Here is a 19,050-nt window from a genome sequence, read left to right on the forward strand (position 1 = left end):
TCTTAGATATAATCTAGATTAAACTGCTTCTGCTAATAATTTTTTACCTTTTTCGATAGCATCATCGATGTTACCTACTAAGTTGAAGGCAGCTTCAGGGTACTCATCTACTTCACCGTCAATGATCATATTGAAACCTTTGATCGTATCTTTGATGTCTACCAATACACCTTTTAAACCTGTAAATTGTTCTGCAACGTGGAAAGGTTGTGATAAGAAACGTTGAACACGACGTGCGCGGTGTACTGTCAATTTATCTTCTTCAGATAATTCGTCCATACCTAAGATGGCGATGATATCTTGCAATTCTTTATAACGTTGAAGAATTTCTTTTACACGTTGTGCAGTATTATAGTGTTCGTTACCTAAAACGGCAGGAGAAAGGATACGTGATGTAGAATCCAAAGGATCCACAGCAGGGTAGATACCTAGCTCAGCGATTTTACGAGACAATACTGTAGTTGCGTCCAAGTGAGCGAAAGTTGTCGCTGGCGCAGGGTCAGTTAAGTCATCGGCAGGTACATAGACTGCTTGTACTGAAGTGATAGAACCGTTTTTAGTTGATGTAATACGCTCTTGCATTAAACCCATCTCAGTTGCCAATGTTGGTTGGTAACCTACGGCTGAAGGCATACGACCCAAAAGGGCAGATACTTCAGAACCTGCTTGTGTAAAACGGAAGATATTATCGATGAAGAATAATACGTCACGGCCTTGACCTTCGCCATCACCGTCACGGAAGTATTCCGCAATTGTCAAACCTGATAAAGCAACACGCGCACGTGCACCAGGAGGCTCGTTCATTTGACCGAATACGAAAGTACATTTAGAATCTTTCATCAACTCGTGGTCAACAGTATCCAAAGGCCATTCGCCTTTTTCCATGCCTTCCATAAAGTGCTCACCATATTTGATGATACCAGACTCCAACATCTCGCGCAATAAGTCATTACCTTCACGTGTACGTTCACCTACACCGGCAAATACAGAAAGACCACCGTGGCCTTTTGCGATATTGTTGATTAATTCTTGGATTAATACAGTTTTACCTACACCGGCACCACCGAATAAACCAATTTTACCACCTTTAGCATATGGCTCTAAAAGGTCAATAACTTTGATACCAGTAAAAAGTACTTCGGATTCAGTTGACAAATCTTCGAATTTAGGAGGTACGTTGTGGATAGGACGACCATTCTCTTTATTCAAATTTTGGATCCCGTCTATGGCATCACCAACTACATTGAATACACGACCTTTGATTTCTTCACCAACAGGCATTTTGATAGGAGCACCAGTATCGACAACTTCCATTCCGCGAACTAAACCTTCAGTTGCGTCCATGGCAATTGTACGTACACGATCCTGACCTAAGTGTTGTTGAACTTCTAATACAACACGTTGTCCATTTTCTTTTTGAATGTACAATGCATCGTAAATTTTAGGTAGATTTTCACTGTCGGCGAAGTTGACGTCAACAACTGGGCCGATAATCTGCGCTATTTTACCAATCTTGGGCATATTATAGGGACTAAATATTTATTAATCAATTTTATATAAGAGACATAAAAGGCCTCTTTTTTGGTCAGCAAAAATAAGGTTATTCGTTTTTAAAAACAAATAGAATTTGCAATTAAATTACAATTTTATTAATGTAGGTCAAAATGTTATCGATTGTAATTCTGTATGTTTCGATTTCTATACCTGCAAATATAGTTTTTCTCTTTTATCCGGCTAGGTATTTTTGAAGTTTACAGCTTTACTTCACTGAATCTTTTGTTCGTATTTAGGAGTGAAACCTGATTAAATAAAACCGACCTGTAACGGAGTGTCTCTAGGATTCGTTACAGGTCGGTCACAATAAAGCTGCTATTTTATGAAAAGCAGGACTAGATTTTTTTGTTTAGTTCGTCCTGCAACTGGCGCTTGAGCAGTTGTTCCTTTTCCATCGATTTTTTGCGGAAAGTAGCGAATTCCTCTTGCGATTGCTCGGCTGTTTTTTGGAATTCCACAGTGTCCACTTTCGCTTTCCGGTAAGAAAATAAAAAGATAAATGCTGCTACTGCCAATACCGCAATGATCGTCCAAACAACAGTATTGTAAAAAGTTTTGGATGTATTGATTCCCAAGAAAGAGAAACTTTCTGTTTTTTCCTTCTCCTGTGCCAACTGATCCTTTAAAACCTGAATTGAATCTTGTAAAGTTTTGGTATTGGACGTATAGTTGCTTGAAGATGATTTTAAAGAGCTGATTTCCTTGTGGAGTTTTGCTACGGTATCAATTACATTGCGTTTCACAATATCAAGGTTGGTTTTTCGTACCATCTTGAAATCATAGTTGTTTTTCGAAATATAATTCAGGTGGTCAAATTGATTCGCCAAACTTCCTTTTTTTAATCCATCCGGACTGTACTTGAAGGCATTATCCTGTTGTGCTGCTGTAGTGGCGGGAGCCGCAGCAGGAGTTTGTGCCTTCAATAGCGTATGTGATGAAATAAATAAAATCGTAAAGAATATAAATGCTAATCTCAATTTGCTCATGTTGTTTATTTTATAAAATGCGTTAATCTAGCTTATCCTAATTGTAAAACTAGGATATACCTTTGATAAATATAAGGAATTATTGAAAAAACGAAAATGTTAAGTGGAATATATTCCAATTCCCATTGGTCATTTCCCGTTACTTTATCATGATTCGATAGACCAACTTGGCAAATACCGTAAAAAGGACATGATCTTTTCCTTATAAATTGCCGTATTTAGTTTGAAATAGTATGCTCCTTTTTTTGAGTTTTCCTTATCCTTTTCCTCCAGTTTGATTATAAGGTCTGAGGAAAGCAGTTTTCGGCTGAAATTGCGCTTATCCAATTCGATATTATAAACACCCTCATAGAGTGCTGCAATCTGGGGAATCGTGAATTTCTCAGGCAGCAGTTCAAATAATATCGGATACAAAGCTGCTTTCATGCGTAGACGGTGCTGTGCAGAAGCGATCATCTGATCATGATCGAAGATCAGTGTTGGGTGCTCCTGTAATGGAAACCATTGGGCTTCGTAATCGTCACTGAGGATATGTTGATATTGCTGCGTATCAATCAGCGCAAAATAACAGATACTGACAACCCGGTCGCTAGGTTCACGCTTAGGTTCACCGAATACACTACATTGCTCCATGTATACATTTTCAAGCCCTGTTAACTGTTTGAGCACCCGGCTCGCCGCCTCTTCCGGACTTTCGTCAGATTGAACGAAACCACCCATCAGACTCCATTTATTTCGTTCGGGTTCGAAATCACGTTTAATTAAAAGTACTTCAAGGGATTCCCCGTTAAATCCAAATATGATACAGTCTACTGCCAAAAGGATCCCTGAATCTTTTTTATAATATTCCATCGTCTATCGTTTTATCTTTTTTTATCTGACATCACCCCATTTATTCCACGAGCAAAACTATGTAAAAAAGTAAATAGCTAAAAATAAGTATAATAATTGTCTGATACATCCCTTTAAAAGGCTTTTATACGCCTATGTCAGGAATTCGGGTTAACCATAATTTGCTGCCATGAAGTTAGCTCTATTTTTTAAATATGAAAATTTTCTTTCATATTTAAAAAAATAAATGTTTATTTGACACTAATTATTTTTTCAAGGCGAACTTTAGAAAGGGGGGGATTGAAAAATAAGGCGTTAGAGACAATTATAAGTTATAAACCAAATTCAGCAAAAATGAATAAATCGTATGTCATTGGGGTGGACTATGGAAGTGATTCGGTCCGTTCGGTATTGGTTGATGCTAACAATGGCGAGGAGATAGCTTCTTCTGTATTTTACTACCCGCGTTGGAAAAGAGGGGAGTATTGTGATGCTGCTTTAAGTCAGTTTAGGCAGCACCCGTTGGATTATATCGAAGGCTTGGAAGCAACAATAAAAGATTGTTTGCTCAAATCGGAAATCGACAATATTGGCGCAGCTGTAAAAGCAATTTCCGTGGATACAACGGGATCTACTCCAGTTGCCGTAAACGCAGCCGGGGTTCCATTGGCGTTGTTGGACGAGTTTAAAGACAACCCCAATGCCATGTTTGTTTTATGGAAAGATCATACAGCTGTTGGAGAGGCCAAAGAAATTAACCTGCACAATCAAAATAGTTCGGTGGATTATTTGAAGTATGTGGGTGGAGTATACTCTTCGGAATGGTTCTGGGCCAAATTGCTTCATGTTTTTAGGGCTGATGAAAAGGTCCGTGCCGCCACATATAGCTGGGTTGAGCATTGCGATTATATTCCTTTTCTATTGACCGGGGGAACACAGGTGTCTGCGATGAAGCGTGGAGTTTGTTCAGCGGGGCATAAATCGCTTTGGGCCGAAGAATTTGATGGCCTACCTCCAAATTCTTTCTTTTCAACACTTGATCCATTGCTGGATGGTTTGGTTGATCGTTTGTTTTCCGAAACATACACTGCTGATCAATCTGCTGGTCAGCTTTCGGAAGAATGGGCGCAACAATTAGGTCTTACAACATCAGTCGTAGTTGGTGTAGGTGCATTTGACTGTCATATGGGGGCTGTCGGAGGACAAATTGAGCCATATTATCTGAGTAAGGTAATGGGGACATCGACCTGCGATATGCTAGTTGCCCCGAAGGAGGAGGTTCAGCATACGTTGGTCAGGGGAATCTGTGGTCAGGTAGACGGTTCAATTATACCGGGAATGATCGGTATGGAAGCTGGGCAATCGGCATTTGGAGATGCTTACGCTTGGCTGAAACAGGTGTTACTGTGGCCAACGAAAAATTTGATACAAGATGTTGAAGAGATCGAAGCGCATACGCGTGAACAGTTGATAGCAACCCTGGAAGAGAAACTCTTGTTCAGTCTAAGTGAGCAGGCTGCGTTACTTCCCGTAACGACAACATCTGAATTAGCTTTGGACTGGCTCAATGGTCGTCGAACTCCGGATGCGGATCAATCCTTGAAAGGAGCGATTACAGGTTTGCACCTCGGAACAGATGCCCCTCGGATCTTCAGAGCAATTGTCGAAGCAACTTGTTTTGGCGCAAAGGCTATTGTTGACCGTTTTGTGGAGCAGGGTATTCCGGTAAAAGGCTTGATCGGTTTAGGCGGAGTTGCAAAGAAATCACCCTTTATTATGCAAATGATGGCCAATGTGATGAATATGCCTATTCGTATTCATAAAAGTGAACAAACTTGTGCCATTGGCGCAGCAATGTTCGCCGCAACAGCGGCTGGTTTATATAACCGGGTCGAGGATGCCATGAAGGCAATGGGGCAAGGTTTTGAACGAACTTACATACCTGAGGAAAAATGGGTAACCATCTACGCCGAACGCTATGAGCATTACAAGGCTTTGGGAGCTTTCATCGAAGGAAAGGAATCGCTCGCCATTACTGTTTAACCTTTCAAATTTTAATCATGTATAATTCAATTAAAGAAGAAGCCTACCATTGCAATATGCAATTGCCCCAGCTGGGATTGGTGCTTTTTACATTTGGAAATGTGAGTGTTGTCGATCGCCGTAAGGAAGTTTTTGCGATTAAACCAAGTGGGGTTCCATATGAAGAGCTTTCACCGGAACATATGGTGATTGTAGACTTCGATGGTCAGGTGGTTGAGGGAAATCTTCGGCCATCATCAGATACGAAAACTCATGCGCTATTGTATAAACATTGGAAGGAAATCGGTGGGATCACCCACACGCACTCCACCTATGCGACAGCATGGGCACAGGCGCAACGGGATATTCCCATTTTCGGAACGACACATGCCGATCATTTGACGGTCGATATTCCCTGTGCTCCACCAATGCACGATGAGATGATCGCCGGAAACTACGAGCATGAAACGGGGTTTCAGATTATCAATCACTTTGCCGAAAATAAGCTGGATTATAAAGAGGTGGAAATGATTCTGGTTGGTAACCACGCGCCGTTTGCCTGGGGTAAAACTGGAACAAAGTCTGTTTATAACAGTGCAGTATTGGAACAGGTTGCTAAAATGGCTTGGTTGACAGAACAGATCAATCCGAATGCACCTCGATTAAAGCCTGCACTTATCAAAAAGCATTACGAACGGAAGCATGGGGCCAACGCCTATTATGGTCAATAATTTTTAGTAATAAAAAATCTATAGCAAAAACTACAATTTAACATGAATATCAATTTAAAAGAGCTTGAGGTCTGGTTTGTCGTGGGAAGCCAAGACCTATATGGTGAAGAAACTTTGCGACAAGTTGCCCTACATGCTGAGGAAATAGCCAATTATTTACATACCCAGACAGCAATTCCAGTAGCAGTAAAATATAAACCAATCGTAAAAAATACGGACGAGATTTATGCAACATTGGCAGCCGCCAACAATGAAAAAAACTGTATTGGGGTTATTACCTGGATGCATACATTTTCACCTGCAAAGATGTGGATCAGAGGATTAAAAGCCCTGCAAAAGCCATTGTTGCATCTGCATACACAGTATAACCAGGATATCCCATGGAATAGTATCGATATGGATTTTATGAATCTCAACCAAAGTGCGCATGGGGATCGCGAATTTGGACATATCGTTAGCCGCTTAAAAATAGGTCGTAAAGTCGTAACAGGGCATTGGCAAGATGCGGAAGTGCTGGAACGGATTAATGTTTGGGCGCGTGCAGCTGCGGGATGGCACGACTGGCAAGGTGCTAAATTTGCACGATTTGGCGATAACATGCGTTATGTGGCTGTTACGGACGGCGATAAAGTAGAGGCAGAGTCGCAATTTGGTTTCGCTGTAAACACCTATGCTATTGGTGATCTTGTATCGGTTATCAATGCGAGCACGGAAGCGGAAATTGCGGCATTATTAGCGGAGTACGAAGCGACTTATGAACTTGCCGAAAATGTGAAAGCTGGCGGTGAATATCATACTAACCTCATCGAAGCTGCTAAAATAGAAATTGGCCTACGGAAATTTTTGGAACAAGGAAACTTTAAAGGCTTTACGGATACTTTTGAGGATCTGCATGGGATGGTACAACTTCCGGGCTTGGCGGTACAGCGTTTAATGGCTGAGGGTTACGGTTTTGCCGGTGAAGGGGATTGGAAGACTCCGGCTTTGGTGCGCGCTTGCAAAGTAATGGGTGCAGGATTAGCTGGAACAACCGCATTTATGGAGGACTACACTTACCATTTTGATCCGCAGAATCCCATGGTACTTGGCTCACACATGTTAGAAGTAGATCCCGCTTTAGCAACTGGAAAACCACGTATAGAAGTACATCCGCTAGGAATTGGCGGCAAGGCGGATCCTGCCCGTTTGGTTTTCAATGGCCAGAGCGGAGATGCATTGAATGCCTCTTTGGTCGATATGGGAACGCGTTTTCGTTTGATCGTGAATAAAGTACAAGGTGTTGCTGTGGAAGAAGAGCTACCTAAGCTTCCTGTTGCGCGTGTGTTATGGAAACCGCTGCCAGATATGAAAACAGGCTGTAGTGCCTGGATTGTGGCAGGGGGGGCGCACCATACAGCCTACAGCTTGAGCTTAACACCCGAATACCTGGAAGATTTTGCACGTATTGCCGGACTGGAATATGTATTGATTGACGAGGATACTACGGTAGCGAAACTCGAAGATCAATTGAAATGGAATGAACTATATTATTTACTGAGTAAATAATAACCTAAGCCATTTATACCTGCTCTTCGGGTATAGATGGCTTATTGATAATAACCAATTTGGGAAATATGGAAAAATTTGCAACGGTAGATTACATCATCTTCGTAATTTACTTCTTTATTGTAGCCGGTTATGGCTACTGGATTTATCGTAAAAAGACGAATAGTTTAAGCAGCAGCAAGGACTACTTTCTGGCAGAAGGATCACTGACCTGGTGGGCCATAGGCTCTTCGTTGATCGCATCGAATATTTCTGCTGAGCAGTTTATTGGTATGAGCGGTAATGGATTTGAGGTCGGTATTGCTGTAGCCGCTTATGAGCTCATTGCTGCGGTAGCGCTAATTATTGTTGCGGTTTGGTTTATTCCGGTCTATCTGAAAAACAAGATTTTCACGATGCCTCAGTTTTTGAACAACCGATACAATGAAACGACGAGTCTTATTATGGCAATCTTCTGGTTGTTTTTGTACGTTTTTGTCAATCTGACATCTATCCTGTATCTCGGGGCAATCGCTATTTCGAGTATGGCCGGAGGTGGCGACAGTTTCCACACCATTACAGTTGCTTTAGCTGTATTTGCCGTTATCATTACGCTGGGTGGAATGCGTGTTATTGGTTTTACAGATGTTATTCAGGTTGTTGTATTAATTATTGGTGGTATAGCGACAACCTATGTGGCATTGACTTTGGTCAGTGAACATTTTGGTTTGGGGCAAGATGCCTTAGCGGGATTCAATAAACTAATGGAAGATTCGCCGGAGCATTTCAACCTATTTGTCGATAAACCTGGACCGGGTGCCAGTCAGGAAGATATCAATAAATATCTGATGCTGCCTGGAATAGGGATGTACCTTGCCGGGATCTGGATTGTCAACCTAAATTACTGGGGCTGTAACCAATACATCACACAACGCGCTTTGGGAGCAGATTTAAAGACGGCACGTACAGGGATTCTTTTTGCGGGGTTTCTAAAATTGTTTATGCCGATTATCGTCATGCTTCCAGGAATAGCTGCTTATGTGCTTTATAAAAATGGCGCGTTACAGCACGAAATGGCTCCTGGAGGGGTGTTTCATGCCGATAATGCCTACTCGGCAATACTGGGCTATCTGCCAAATGGAATGAAAGGACTTGCGCTTGCGGCGCTTACAGCAGCTATTGTGGCCGGATTGGCCGGAAAGGCGAATAGTATCGCAACGATCTTTACACTGGATATCTTTAAAAAATACATCAATAAAGATGCGAGCGAAGCAAAAATGGTCTGGGTTGGAAAGATAACAATTGTGATCTCTATCCTACTTTCTGTTTTATTTACCTGGAATGATGCGCTGGGCATCGGTGGTGCCGGAGGATTTACTTTTATCCAAAAATATACAGGCTTTATCAGTCCGGGTGTTTTTGCGATGTTTTTGCTCGGTATGTTCTGGAAAAGGACTACGGGTGCAGCTGCCATTACAGGCCTGGTTACGGGATTTGCATTGTCGGTATTTTTCAACGAGTTTGCAACAAAAGTTTTCGGGCCAGAAACATGGATCTATACGGCATATCTTAACAAGGCGGGTGTTTATGAAATTCCATTTCAGATATGTATGGGGCTAGCATTTGTGTTTACGATGATCGCTATGATTGCTGTCAGCTTATTTGGACCAAAAGTTAATCCAAAAGCTTTTGTATTGGATCGATCAATGTTTAAAGTGGAACCGTCCGTATTGGCATTAATTGTTGTGACTTTATTGTTGGTGACTGCTATCTATGTGCGTTTTTGGTAGAAATGTTGCCATTTGAATAATTAACTAATTATGAACCATTCCTAATTAAAATTAGGAAGCCTCCATCAGATCGATGGGGTAAAACTTAATTGCAGATGAATAAGAAAATTATTATTGGTTTGTTGACTTGTGCTTCATTGGCTTATGGCTGCCAGTCTTCATCAACTCAAAGTAAGCAAGCAGCGACCTTGGCTGACTCTACCTCCAACCAAGCTTTTGATAGCCAGATTGATGGTAAAGAAGTTAAACTATTCCAGCTCAAGAATGACAAACTCGCTATTACATTGACAAATTATGGCGCACGCCTGGTAAGTTTAAAAGTGCCAGATAAAGACGGTAAATTGACTGATGTGATTTTGGGCTATGATTCGGCCAAAGAATACAAGGATAACTATAATAATTTTTACGGCGCAATTGTAGGGCGTTACGGGAATCGGATTGGCAAAGCATCATTTAAACTGAATGGAGAGGTTTATTCTTTAGAAAAGAATGATGGCGAGAATTCACTTCATGGCGGTACCAATGGCGTTTACAATAAAGTGTGGGATGTAGTCAGTAGCACTTCGACATCAATCACATTAGCCTATACCTCACCTGATAAAGAAGCGGGTTACCCGGGAACGGTCAAGATGGAAGTTACCTATACCCTGGAGGACAACGGCACTTTGGCCATCGCCTATCAGGCGACAACAGATAAAGAGACGGTCTTAAATCTGACCAACCATGCTTATTTTAACCTCAATGGGGCAGGAGATTCTTCTATTCTGGATCATGAACTTCAGATTGATGCAAAGGCAATTACCGAAGTTGACAATACCTTGATTCCAACTGGAAAGAGTTTGCCTGTAGCGGGCACAGCATTCGATTTTACAAAACCTACACGTATTGGTGCTCGTATTGAAGATGAAAATGCACAGCTGAAGATCGGAAAAGGCTATGACCATAATTTTGAACTAAACAAGAAGGATGGTTTCCAGAAGGTCGCACAGGTGTATGCCGCGAAAACGGGTATTGAAATGGACATCTACACAACCGAACCTGGTTTACAGTTTTACAGTGGTAATTTTATGAAAGATTCTGACCCTAAAGGGAAAGAGGGAAAAGTGTATCCATTCCGTTCTGCTTTCTGTTTGGAGACACAACATTTTCCAGATGCACCAAATCACCCCAATTTTGCATCAACGGTGTTAAAACCTGGAGAAAAATATAGTTCAAAAACAACCTACCAGTTCAGTGTGAAATAATAAAATCTATATGATGAAGCTAAGATTAAAATTAGGCGTTGTTTGTACGCTGGCCACTGGATTACTGTATGGACAGAGTAGTGTAAAATTAGAAACGCCGCAGCAGGAGCAGATTATAAGTCGACATATCTATGGACATTTCGCCGAGCACTTGGGACGCTGTATTTATGATGGATTTTATGTCGGTGAGAAAAATGACTCAATTCCGCATGCTGATGGCGTCCGGAAAGATGTTATCGAAGCCCTTAAGAATTTGAACATTCCGAATTTACGTTGGCCGGGTGGATGTTTTGCCGATACCTATCATTGGAAGGACGGAGTTGGGCCCAAAGCGCAACGGCCTGCTATCGTAAACAACTGGTGGGGTGGCGTGACAGAGGATAATTCTTTTGGCACACACGATTTTCTCAATATGTGTGAATTGCTTGGTGCGGAACCTTATCTGGCGGGTAATGTGGGTAGCGGCGAGGTACAGGAGCTTGCCGACTGGGTCCAATATGTGAATTTTAAAGGAGAAAGCCCCATGTCGGATTGGCGACGAAAAAATGGTCGGCAGGAACCTTGGAAGGTAAAATTCTGGGGCGTAGGAAATGAAGCCTGGGGATGTGGTGGAAATATGACCGCGGATTACTATACCGATATTTATCGCAAATACGCCACTTTTATGTCGGATTGGACAAATGGAAGTGGTTTGTATCGGATAGCATCAGGAGCTAATAGTGCAGATTATAATTGGACGGAGACACTCATGAAGAAAATTCCGAGTGGTTTGATGAAAGGTATGGGACTTCATCACTATGCAGTGATCAACTGGGATAACAAAGGCTCAGCAACTCAATATTCGGAAGAGGAATATTTTAGAACCATGAAATCAGCTTGGTTTATGAATGAGCTGGTGGAGAAGAATATCGCCATTATGGACAAATACGATCCGAAAGGACTTGTGGATCTGATTGTAGACGAATGGGGTGGCTGGTATGCTGTAGAACCTGGTACGAACCCTGGTTTTCTCTACCAACAAAATACCATGCGTGATGCCATGATTGCAGGAATGACGCTCAATATCTTTAACAATCATGCTCGTCGGGTGAAGATGGCCAATCTAGCGCAGGCTGTGAATGTATTGCAGGCGGTTATTCTTACAGAAGGAAAGAATATGATTTTGACGCCGACTTATCATGTGATGGAAATGTATAAGGTACATCAGGATGCTAAGTTAATTCCTATTTCCCTTCAATCAACGGATTTTGAATTTAACCAGGAAAAAATTCCGGCCGTTTCGGTTTCAGCGTCACAAGACAAGCAGGGCCGTACTCATATCTCCTTGGTAAATATTGATCCGAAAAAGAATAATAAGGTACGTGTGGATCTCGGTTCAGTGAAAGCTGCAAAAATTTCAGGCCGAATCCTTACCGCGGAGAATCTACGCGATTATAATTCCTTCAAGAAACCCACAACAATTAAACCTGTTGTGTACAATAAGGCAAAGGCAGTGAATGGTACCATTGAAGTGGACATTCCGGCATTTTCAGTTATTGTATTGGAATTAATATAACAGCCAATTTTGATAGGGTTGTCATGTCGTGCTACCCTATTTATGCTGTTAGAGTTGGTGTAAAAACCTGAAATAATAAATTATTGATGAACAAATACATATAGGGATGAAAAGAGTAGTGTCAATACTGTTACTGTTAGCGAGCTTGAGCTCTTCAGCAATGGCACAGTCACCGATAACATTAAATATAGCGTTGGATAAACCTACAGGCAAAATATCGCCACATATGTGGGGTGTCTTTTTTGAAGATATCAATCTTGGTGCCGATGGGGGAATTTACGCTGAATTAGTAAAGAATAGATCATTTGAGTTTGATCAGCCTTGGATGGGCTGGAAAAAGCTCGAAAATGGTCCTGAGGGAACCTACCTGCTGCTAAACGATAGCAAACGTAAAGGGAACAAACGTTATTTAAGGATAAACAATGCGGCTAATCTGAAATTAGGACTACAAAATGAAGGCTTTAGAGGAATGGGGGTGAAAGCGGGGGCAGCATATGAGTTCTCTGTACAATACCAAAGTGCAGCTAAGGGGATGAAAATCCATGTTGAGCTGCTCGATCAACAGAATAAAGTTATTGGCGCAGCTGAGCTTCCTCTTGAACCCGTCGGATCATGGTCTGAAGCTGCAGTCAAATTTCCTGTCAACCAAACGACAGATAAAGCCAAATTAAATGTTTGGTTTACAGGGGCGGGTACGTTAGACGTGGATATGCTTTCGTTATTTCCAGTAGACACCTGGAAAGGAAGACCGAAGGGTTTACGTAAAGATATGGTTCAGATGCTTGCCGATATGAAACCCGGCTTTATCCGTTTTCCTGGAGGCTGTATTGTTGAAGGGAAAGATTTGGCTAATCGCTTTCAATGGAAAAAAACTGTTGGACCAATAACGGAAAGGGAATTGATTATCAACCGGTGGAATACCGAATTCAGCCATCGGCTTACACCTGATTATTTTCAGACCTTTGGTTTAGGATTTTATGAATACTTTTTACTGGCAGAAGATATTGGAGCCTCCCCAGTTCCCATTCTCAATTGCGGTATGGCCTGCCAATTTAATACCGGAGAACTTGTCCCATTGGACGAACTTGATACCTATGTGCAAGACGCTTTGGATCTGATTGAATTTGCTAATGGTACAACAGATACAAAATGGGGGAAATTACGGGCGGATATGGGGCACCCTGAGCCTTTTCACCTTAAAATGATGGGGGTTGGCAATGAAAATTGGGGCCCGCAATATATCGAACGGTTGGCCGTCTTCAAGAAAGCATTAAACGAAAAGCATCCAGAGATCAAAATTATTGCCAGTTCGGGCACTGATCCCGAAGGAGATCGTTTTGACTTCTTAAATGATCAACTGCGGGCGATGAATATCAATATCATTGATGAACATTATTACCGTCCACCATCCTGGTTTCTTTCGAGCGCCAATCGCTATGATAATTACGCTAGAAATGGGGTGAAAATTTTCGCTGGGGAATACGCTTCGCATACGACCCGACCAAATGGTCCAGGGAAAAGTACCTGGGAGGCGGCCCTCTCGGAAGCCGCTTTCATGACAGGCCTCGAACGAAATGGCGATGTGGTGGAGATGGCATCTTATGCGCCATTATTCGGCCATGTCGATGGATGGCAGTGGTCACCGGATTTAATTTGGGTGGATAACTTGCAGGTATATGGAACACCGAGCTACCACGTGCAAAAATTATATGCTACCAATAAAGGGACAAGCATTGTTCCGATCAAACGGGATGGTGAATTCGTTGCTGGCAAAGATAGCCTATATGCTTCTGCAGTATTTGATGCAGCTGCGCAACAGCTTATCGTGAAAGTCGTCAATTACAACAGTAAACCGATGAAAGTGAACCTTGATGTAGATTCGAAGAAAAAGCCTGCTGCGACAGCAGAGAAAATCACGTTGGCCAACGCCAATCTAAACCTGAGTAACAGTATCGAGGAACCATTGAACATCCGTCCAAAACAAAATACAGTAACTTATAAGGGAAAGACAATTGTTGAAACATTTGAACCTTATTCCTTGACCTTGATAAAATTGGCCGTGAAATAAGATGAACATCCGCACACTCCTTTTTACTATCCTGATCCTATTTGCACATAACGTGTTTGCACAGGTAAAAAAAACAGAATGGGAGCGTGACGGTCGCATTTGGGTGGGGTAACAACCGCGGTATAGTAATGTGCTATTTACAAATGAAATAACCGTTTTATGAATAAAAGAAAGTTGATATCCCTCATGGGAGTTGTTGGTTTGATGATGGCTGCCTTGTGTTCCGTATCGGCACAGGAATATAAAGCTGGACCATCGGAAAAAGATTTCGCGGGTTATCTATTTACCTATTTTAAAGGTAATGCAATTGCGGATGAGGCCGTATGTTTTGCGATTAGTACTGACGGTTATACATTCAGGGCACTGAACAATAATCAGCCCATATTGGATTCTAAACGCATCAGCAGTACAGGTGGCGTAAGGGATCCACATATTTTACGGGCCGAGGACGGCAAATCATTTTATATGGTGCTAACGGATATGACGGCATCCAAAGGATGGGATTCTAACCGAGCCATGGTTTTGTTAAAATCTACAGATTTGATCCACTGGGAGCATCATGTGATTAACATCCAACAACGTTATCAAGGGCAGAAAGACTTAAAAAGGGTTTGGGCACCCCAGACTATATTTGATCCAAGTGTCGGTAAATATATGGTTTACTGGTCCATGAAATATGGAGATCAGCCTGACGTGATTTATTATGCTTATGCTAATCGTGATTTTACGGATCTGGAGGGCGAACCTAAGGTGTTGTTTTTGCCTAAAAATGGTCAATCCTGTATAGATGGGGATATTATTGTTAAAAACGGCGTATTCCATTTGTTTTATAAAACTGAGGGGAATGGGAAAGGGATAAAACAGGCGATCACAGATTCATTGACTTCGGGGAAATGGGTTGAACAACCTGGTTATAAACAGGCAACAGCAGACGATGTGGAAGGATCTGGGATTTTTAAACGCAATCAATCCGATACTTATATCTTGATGTATGACGTTTATAAAAAGGGGAAGTACCAGTTTTGTGAATCTCAGGATCTAGATCATTTTAAAGCAATAGATCAACAGATTGATATGGATTTTCATCCTAGACATGGCACTATTTTACCGCTTTCAAGAAATGAGTTGAATAAATTGATTCAACATTGGGGAAAACCAGCTGATATCACATTGAACAATGTGAAAAATCCTATATTGGAGGGATTTTATGCGGATCCAGATGTATTGTACTCTAATAAGACAAAGAAATATTATATCTATCCAACGAGTGATGGCTTTGACGGTTGGGGGGGATATTACTTCAAAACCTTTTCTTCTACTGATTTGATAGCATGGAAAGATGAGGGAGTAATATTAGATTTAAAAAAAGATGTCCTATGGGGCAACCACCATGCCTGGGCGCCGACGATCACAGAGAAGAAAGTCAAGGGTGTGTATAAATATTATTATTATTTTACAGCAGCTCAGAAAATCGGTGTTGCAGTAGCAGACTCGCCAATCGGGCCTTTTAAGGATTCCGGTAAACCTCTGATAGACTTCAAACCAAATGGCGTAAAGGGAGGTCAAGAGATCGATCCGGCTGTTTTCACTGATCCCAAAACCAATAAGAGTTATCTTTATTGGGGAAATGGTCATCTTGCTGTAGCCGAACTTAATAAGGACATGGTGACAATCAAGGAAAATACGATCAAATTATTGACCCCCGATAGAACATTCCGTGAAGGAACTTATGTCTTTTTCCGGAAAGGGATTTATTATTTCCTATGGTCGGAAAATGATACACGTAGCGAAAATTATCGGGTTCGTTATGGAACTTCGACTTCTCCTTGGGACCCATTCAAATCCCCGAAGATAATCTTATTTTGCAGAAAGATGTTGCTCTTGGAATTTATGGCACGGGGCACAATTCGGTATTGCAGCTGTCAGGAAAAGACGAATGGTACATTGTTTATCATCGATTTAACTATCCCAAGGGAATTACGATGGGCGAAGCTGCTGGGTATAACCGGGAAGTTTGTATGGACAAATTGCTGTTTGGTACAGATGGGAAAATTCTTCCAGTCGTACCGAGTCATTAAAATGGGCCATTACCCAAAGAGGTTACTGGTGAATTTTACTTTAATCCCCAGCTGAAAGTTATTGATCGTTTTAAATATTTCCTTAATGGTTGCCTTTTCAATATTTGTCAAGCTGTCCATCGGTACATAATTGTTTGGGCTAAGTTTGGCTATCCGAATCTGATTTGCTTGATTTTTCAGGCGAATCGACATCAGATAGTAGTAAGATTGATGTAATTCTTCATATTGTTCCTGTGTGAAAATCCCCAATTCGAGTAACTGCTTGAGTCTTCCACCAGTATTTTCTTCATAAATTCGGTTTTTCAGGGCATATACACGAACCAAATCGACAATAGGTGTCATAGCTTTTTTGATGTTGAAGACTTCAGAGGATCCGATGGTTTGCGTTTTGATCGCCTTAAAAAATGTCAAGGGAGGTTCATACTGTAGAGCATTTTTTGCGATAAATGTAAAAAAACGCTCATTAGGTTTTTGTAATTCGACATTGAGGAACTCTTTAAGCTGATCTATAATATCTTGGTCGCCATATAATCGTCGGCAGTCAAAGAATGTAGAGAACTTAATTGCATTTTCGGGAATACTTTCCTCGATCCATTTTTTATAATTGTTTTTCCAATGTGATAGTGAATGTGTCCATTCAGGATTGCTGGCCATATATCCTCCTGTACAATAACTGAAACCTATTGTATTTAAATGATCAGATACACGACTTGCAAAATTCAAAAAATACGCTCGGACGAGCTCGCGTTGTTCATTGGCTTTATCTTCATAAATAATCGCATTATCCTGATCTGTCATCAGCGTTTGTTCTTTTCTTCCTTCACTACCAGTCACCATGAAGACAAACTTTGCCGGCGGTTCGCCCATCTCTTCGATTACTTTTTCGATTACTTTCAGTGCAATACTGTCCGCTACAGTTGTAATCACCTGATTGGCAATTTCGGCATTTACTCCTCTGCCGAGCAGTTGATGGATAATTTCTGGAACGTTGTTCCACTTTTCACGCAATTCGTCAAAAGTTTCTGCTAGTTTGACCGATTGAATAAATACGAGTGGCGATTGCCCTTGCTCACTCAATAATCTGTTACGGCTTAGGAATCCAACGTAATTTCCTTCTTTTTCAACGAGCAGGTATCTTGATTTCGTTCGGAACATTTTTAGTACAGCCTCATACAGGTAAGCTTGATCAGAGATACTAACAATTGGGTTGTCCATCACTTCGATAATCGCGCGGTCGACAGCGATTTGTTGCGCCACGACATTATCCCGCAAGGTCATATCAGTAGCATAGCCGATGATACCATTTTTGTCTTTGATAAACACACAACTTACCTTTTGTTTGGCCATCATCTTTGCAACCTCAAAAATGGGGGTTTCAGCGGTACAGGCAACAATATCTTTGTAAGTGATATGTTCTATCTTTCGCGAGTACAATTGATCCGCAGCAAAGTAGCTTTCCTCAAAAGAAGCTGGGGATTTTACAAAGTGTGAAAACTCCTCATCTAACATCCTTTTTCCAAAAGAATTGGTGAAAAAATGAAAGAACTCTTCATTGGCATTACAAAGCTCAATAAAATTTTTCCGCGGTAATCGATAGATGATTGTACCTTTTTTAGCGATGACAGATTTTAACGCTTTTGTTCGATTCAATAAGACTGAAATACCGCCAAAGCAATAAGGCATATGATGGATTTCGACTAATCGTTTATTATCTGAAGCATCTAAGAAAAATGTTTCGTATTCTCCTTCGAAGATTAAGTCTACTCCATCCATATCGGTAATATTCTGTCGATAGACCAAGGTGTCTTTGGAGAAACGATGTTCATAGAGTATATCGACAATACTTAGCTGAAGGGTTTCGGGCAATACCTGAAATGGTTGGGTCGATTTCAGTAAGGATAGGAGGGATTCGTTTTTTTCCATGAATACGGCATTAAAAAAGATTATCGAACTCAGTTTGTTGGTTTAGAATTTCTTGATCGGAGAGATCCTTTCGTTGGATCATTTCAAAATAACATTTCGCTGTGATCTCAGCATCTTTCTCCGCATCGTGTATATTTTCGGGAAGAGCCAGGAAAAGCGATTCATGTAATAATGAAAGCGGAAGATGGACCATATGTGGGTTTCTAACATACCTTTTGCTATGCAGCAAGGTGCAAAAGTATTTTAAGTCGCAAAATGGGAGCGGAAGATTGGAACGATAGAATTCAGCAGATAATACCTGCAAATCAAATGAAAGAAAATGCCCAACGATTTGCGGTTTATATTTTTTGATGTCATGACTCAGTTTACGCAACACCTCTTTTTTCTTTTCGCCGTGCTTCATTAAAAAAGGGGGAGTCAATCCGTGTATTTGCTCTGAAGCGGGACTGATTGGTATTAGCGGTTCATAAATATATTTATTTGTACGTTTAACTTCATTGCGTTCTTCGTCAAAAATAATCCAAGCCAATTGCAATATATGCGGCCAGTTGTCGCTGTCGGTGTACTTTTTATTCCATTTTTTCGGCAGCCCGGATGTTTCGGTATCTATGAATAACAAATATTTTTTCAAGGAAGTATTTATAATAAGTAACTAAAAGTAATCAAAATTTGCTGTAAGCATGTAGATGCCGCTTAAATAAATTATCTTGTATAGGGCAACTGTCTTGGTTATGTGGCATAACA

Annotated in this window: 13 protein-coding genes; 8 read left to right on the forward strand and 5 right to left on the reverse strand. The window is 41.2% G+C overall.

All coding sequences use genetic code 11. The features are described 5' to 3' along the window. Positions 1 to 18: 18 nt before the first annotated feature. The 3 genes from atpD to B4N43_RS10365 form a co-directional block, all read right to left on the reverse strand. Complete coding sequence (atpD, locus tag B4N43_RS10355) at positions 19 to 1,521, reverse strand: F0F1 ATP synthase subunit beta (protein WP_201669666.1); 1,503 nt, start codon at positions 1,519 to 1,521, stop codon at positions 19 to 21. A 368-nt stretch (positions 1,522 to 1,889) separates the two neighbouring features. After that, a complete protein-coding gene (locus tag B4N43_RS10360; RefSeq protein ID WP_088163102.1) occupies positions 1,890 to 2,540 on the reverse strand; it encodes a hypothetical protein in 651 nt (216 codons plus the stop codon). Between the two features lie 147 nt (positions 2,541 to 2,687). After that, the gene (locus tag B4N43_RS10365) at positions 2,688 to 3,392 is read right to left on the reverse strand and encodes an NUDIX hydrolase (protein WP_201669665.1); all 705 of its coding nucleotides are present in this window, start codon (positions 3,390 to 3,392) and stop codon (positions 2,688 to 2,690) included. Positions 3,393 to 3,725: 333 nt separating this feature from the next. Here B4N43_RS10365 and B4N43_RS10370 point away from each other — a divergent pair, with 333 nt between their 5' ends. From B4N43_RS10370 to B4N43_RS10405, 8 genes are all read left to right on the forward strand, one after another. Further along, complete coding sequence (locus B4N43_RS10370) at positions 3,726 to 5,414, forward strand: ribulokinase (protein ID WP_286734535.1); 1,689 nt, start codon at positions 3,726 to 3,728, stop codon at positions 5,412 to 5,414. Positions 5,415 to 5,431: 17 nt separating this feature from the next. Beyond that, on the forward strand, positions 5,432 to 6,124 hold the full coding sequence (locus tag B4N43_RS10375) for an L-ribulose-5-phosphate 4-epimerase (RefSeq protein WP_286734537.1): 693 nt from the start codon (positions 5,432 to 5,434) through the stop codon (positions 6,122 to 6,124). Positions 6,125 to 6,166: 42 nt separating this feature from the next. Continuing rightward, the gene (gene araA / locus B4N43_RS10380) at positions 6,167 to 7,669 is read left to right on the forward strand and encodes an L-arabinose isomerase (protein WP_286734539.1); all 1,503 of its coding nucleotides are present in this window, start codon (positions 6,167 to 6,169) and stop codon (positions 7,667 to 7,669) included. 68 nt (positions 7,670 to 7,737) lie between these two features. Continuing rightward, positions 7,738 to 9,438, forward strand: a complete 1,701-nt coding sequence (locus B4N43_RS10385) for a sodium:solute symporter family transporter (protein WP_075994355.1) — start codon at positions 7,738 to 7,740, stop codon at positions 9,436 to 9,438. A 95-nt stretch (positions 9,439 to 9,533) separates the two neighbouring features. Then, the gene (locus tag B4N43_RS10390; protein WP_286734540.1) at positions 9,534 to 10,682 is read left to right on the forward strand and encodes an aldose epimerase family protein; all 1,149 of its coding nucleotides are present in this window, start codon (positions 9,534 to 9,536) and stop codon (positions 10,680 to 10,682) included. Between the two features lie 10 nt (positions 10,683 to 10,692). Then, positions 10,693 to 12,237 (forward strand): alpha-N-arabinofuranosidase, encoded by a 1,545-nt coding sequence (locus tag B4N43_RS10395; protein WP_286734541.1) that lies wholly within the window; start codon positions 10,693 to 10,695, stop codon positions 12,235 to 12,237. 106 nt (positions 12,238 to 12,343) lie between these two features. Further along, positions 12,344 to 14,305 (forward strand): alpha-L-arabinofuranosidase C-terminal domain-containing protein, encoded by a 1,962-nt coding sequence (locus B4N43_RS10400; RefSeq protein ID WP_286734542.1) that lies wholly within the window; start codon positions 12,344 to 12,346, stop codon positions 14,303 to 14,305. Between the two features lie 159 nt (positions 14,306 to 14,464). After that, on the forward strand, positions 14,465 to 16,438 hold the full coding sequence (locus B4N43_RS10405) for a family 43 glycosylhydrolase (RefSeq protein ID WP_422663605.1): 1,974 nt from the start codon (positions 14,465 to 14,467) through the stop codon (positions 16,436 to 16,438). On the opposite strand, the gene B4N43_RS10410 is transcribed toward B4N43_RS10405, so the two are convergent. Together B4N43_RS10410 and B4N43_RS10415 are read right to left on the reverse strand one after the other, a co-directional pair. Further along, entirely contained in the window at positions 16,393 to 18,306 is a 1,914-nt protein-coding gene (locus B4N43_RS10410; RefSeq protein WP_088163093.1) for a DUF294 nucleotidyltransferase-like domain-containing protein, read from the reverse strand. The two genes, B4N43_RS10405 and B4N43_RS10410, sit on opposite strands and share 46 nt — an antisense overlap. Before the next feature lie 10 nt (positions 18,307 to 18,316). Then, positions 18,317 to 18,937, reverse strand: coding sequence for a 3'-5' exonuclease (locus tag B4N43_RS10415; protein WP_157698585.1), 621 nt, complete (start codon positions 18,935 to 18,937; stop codon positions 18,317 to 18,319). Between the last annotated feature and the right edge of the window lie 113 nt (positions 18,938 to 19,050).

Source organism: Sphingobacterium sp. UBA1897, assembly GCF_002337775.1.
In the GTDB taxonomy this organism is placed as follows: Bacteria; Bacteroidota; Bacteroidia; order Sphingobacteriales; family Sphingobacteriaceae; genus Sphingobacterium; species Sphingobacterium siyangense.

Excerpts from the sequence above, each read along its gene's own strand:
- atpD (WP_201669666.1), bottom strand. The coding sequence starts at position 1,521 with ATGCCCAAGATTGGTAAAATAGCGCAGATTATCGGCCCAGTTGTTGAC.
- B4N43_RS10360 (WP_088163102.1), bottom strand. The coding sequence starts at position 2,540 with ATGAGCAAATTGAGATTAGCATTTATATTCTTTACGATTTTATTTATT.
- B4N43_RS10365 (WP_201669665.1), bottom strand. The coding sequence starts at position 3,392 with ATGGAATATTATAAAAAAGATTCAGGGATCCTTTTGGCAGTAGACTGT.
- B4N43_RS10370 (WP_286734535.1), top strand. The coding sequence starts at position 3,726 with ATGAATAAATCGTATGTCATTGGGGTGGACTATGGAAGTGATTCGGTC.
- B4N43_RS10375 (WP_286734537.1), top strand. The coding sequence starts at position 5,432 with ATGTATAATTCAATTAAAGAAGAAGCCTACCATTGCAATATGCAATTG.
- araA (WP_286734539.1), top strand. The coding sequence starts at position 6,167 with ATGAATATCAATTTAAAAGAGCTTGAGGTCTGGTTTGTCGTGGGAAGC.
- B4N43_RS10385 (WP_075994355.1), top strand. The coding sequence starts at position 7,738 with ATGGAAAAATTTGCAACGGTAGATTACATCATCTTCGTAATTTACTTC.
- B4N43_RS10390 (WP_286734540.1), top strand. The coding sequence starts at position 9,534 with ATGAATAAGAAAATTATTATTGGTTTGTTGACTTGTGCTTCATTGGCT.
- B4N43_RS10395 (WP_286734541.1), top strand. The coding sequence starts at position 10,693 with ATGATGAAGCTAAGATTAAAATTAGGCGTTGTTTGTACGCTGGCCACT.
- B4N43_RS10400 (WP_286734542.1), top strand. The coding sequence starts at position 12,344 with ATGAAAAGAGTAGTGTCAATACTGTTACTGTTAGCGAGCTTGAGCTCT.
- B4N43_RS10405 (WP_422663605.1), top strand. The coding sequence starts at position 14,465 with ATGAATAAAAGAAAGTTGATATCCCTCATGGGAGTTGTTGGTTTGATG.
- B4N43_RS10410 (WP_088163093.1), bottom strand. The coding sequence starts at position 18,306 with ATGGAAAAAAACGAATCCCTCCTATCCTTACTGAAATCGACCCAACCA.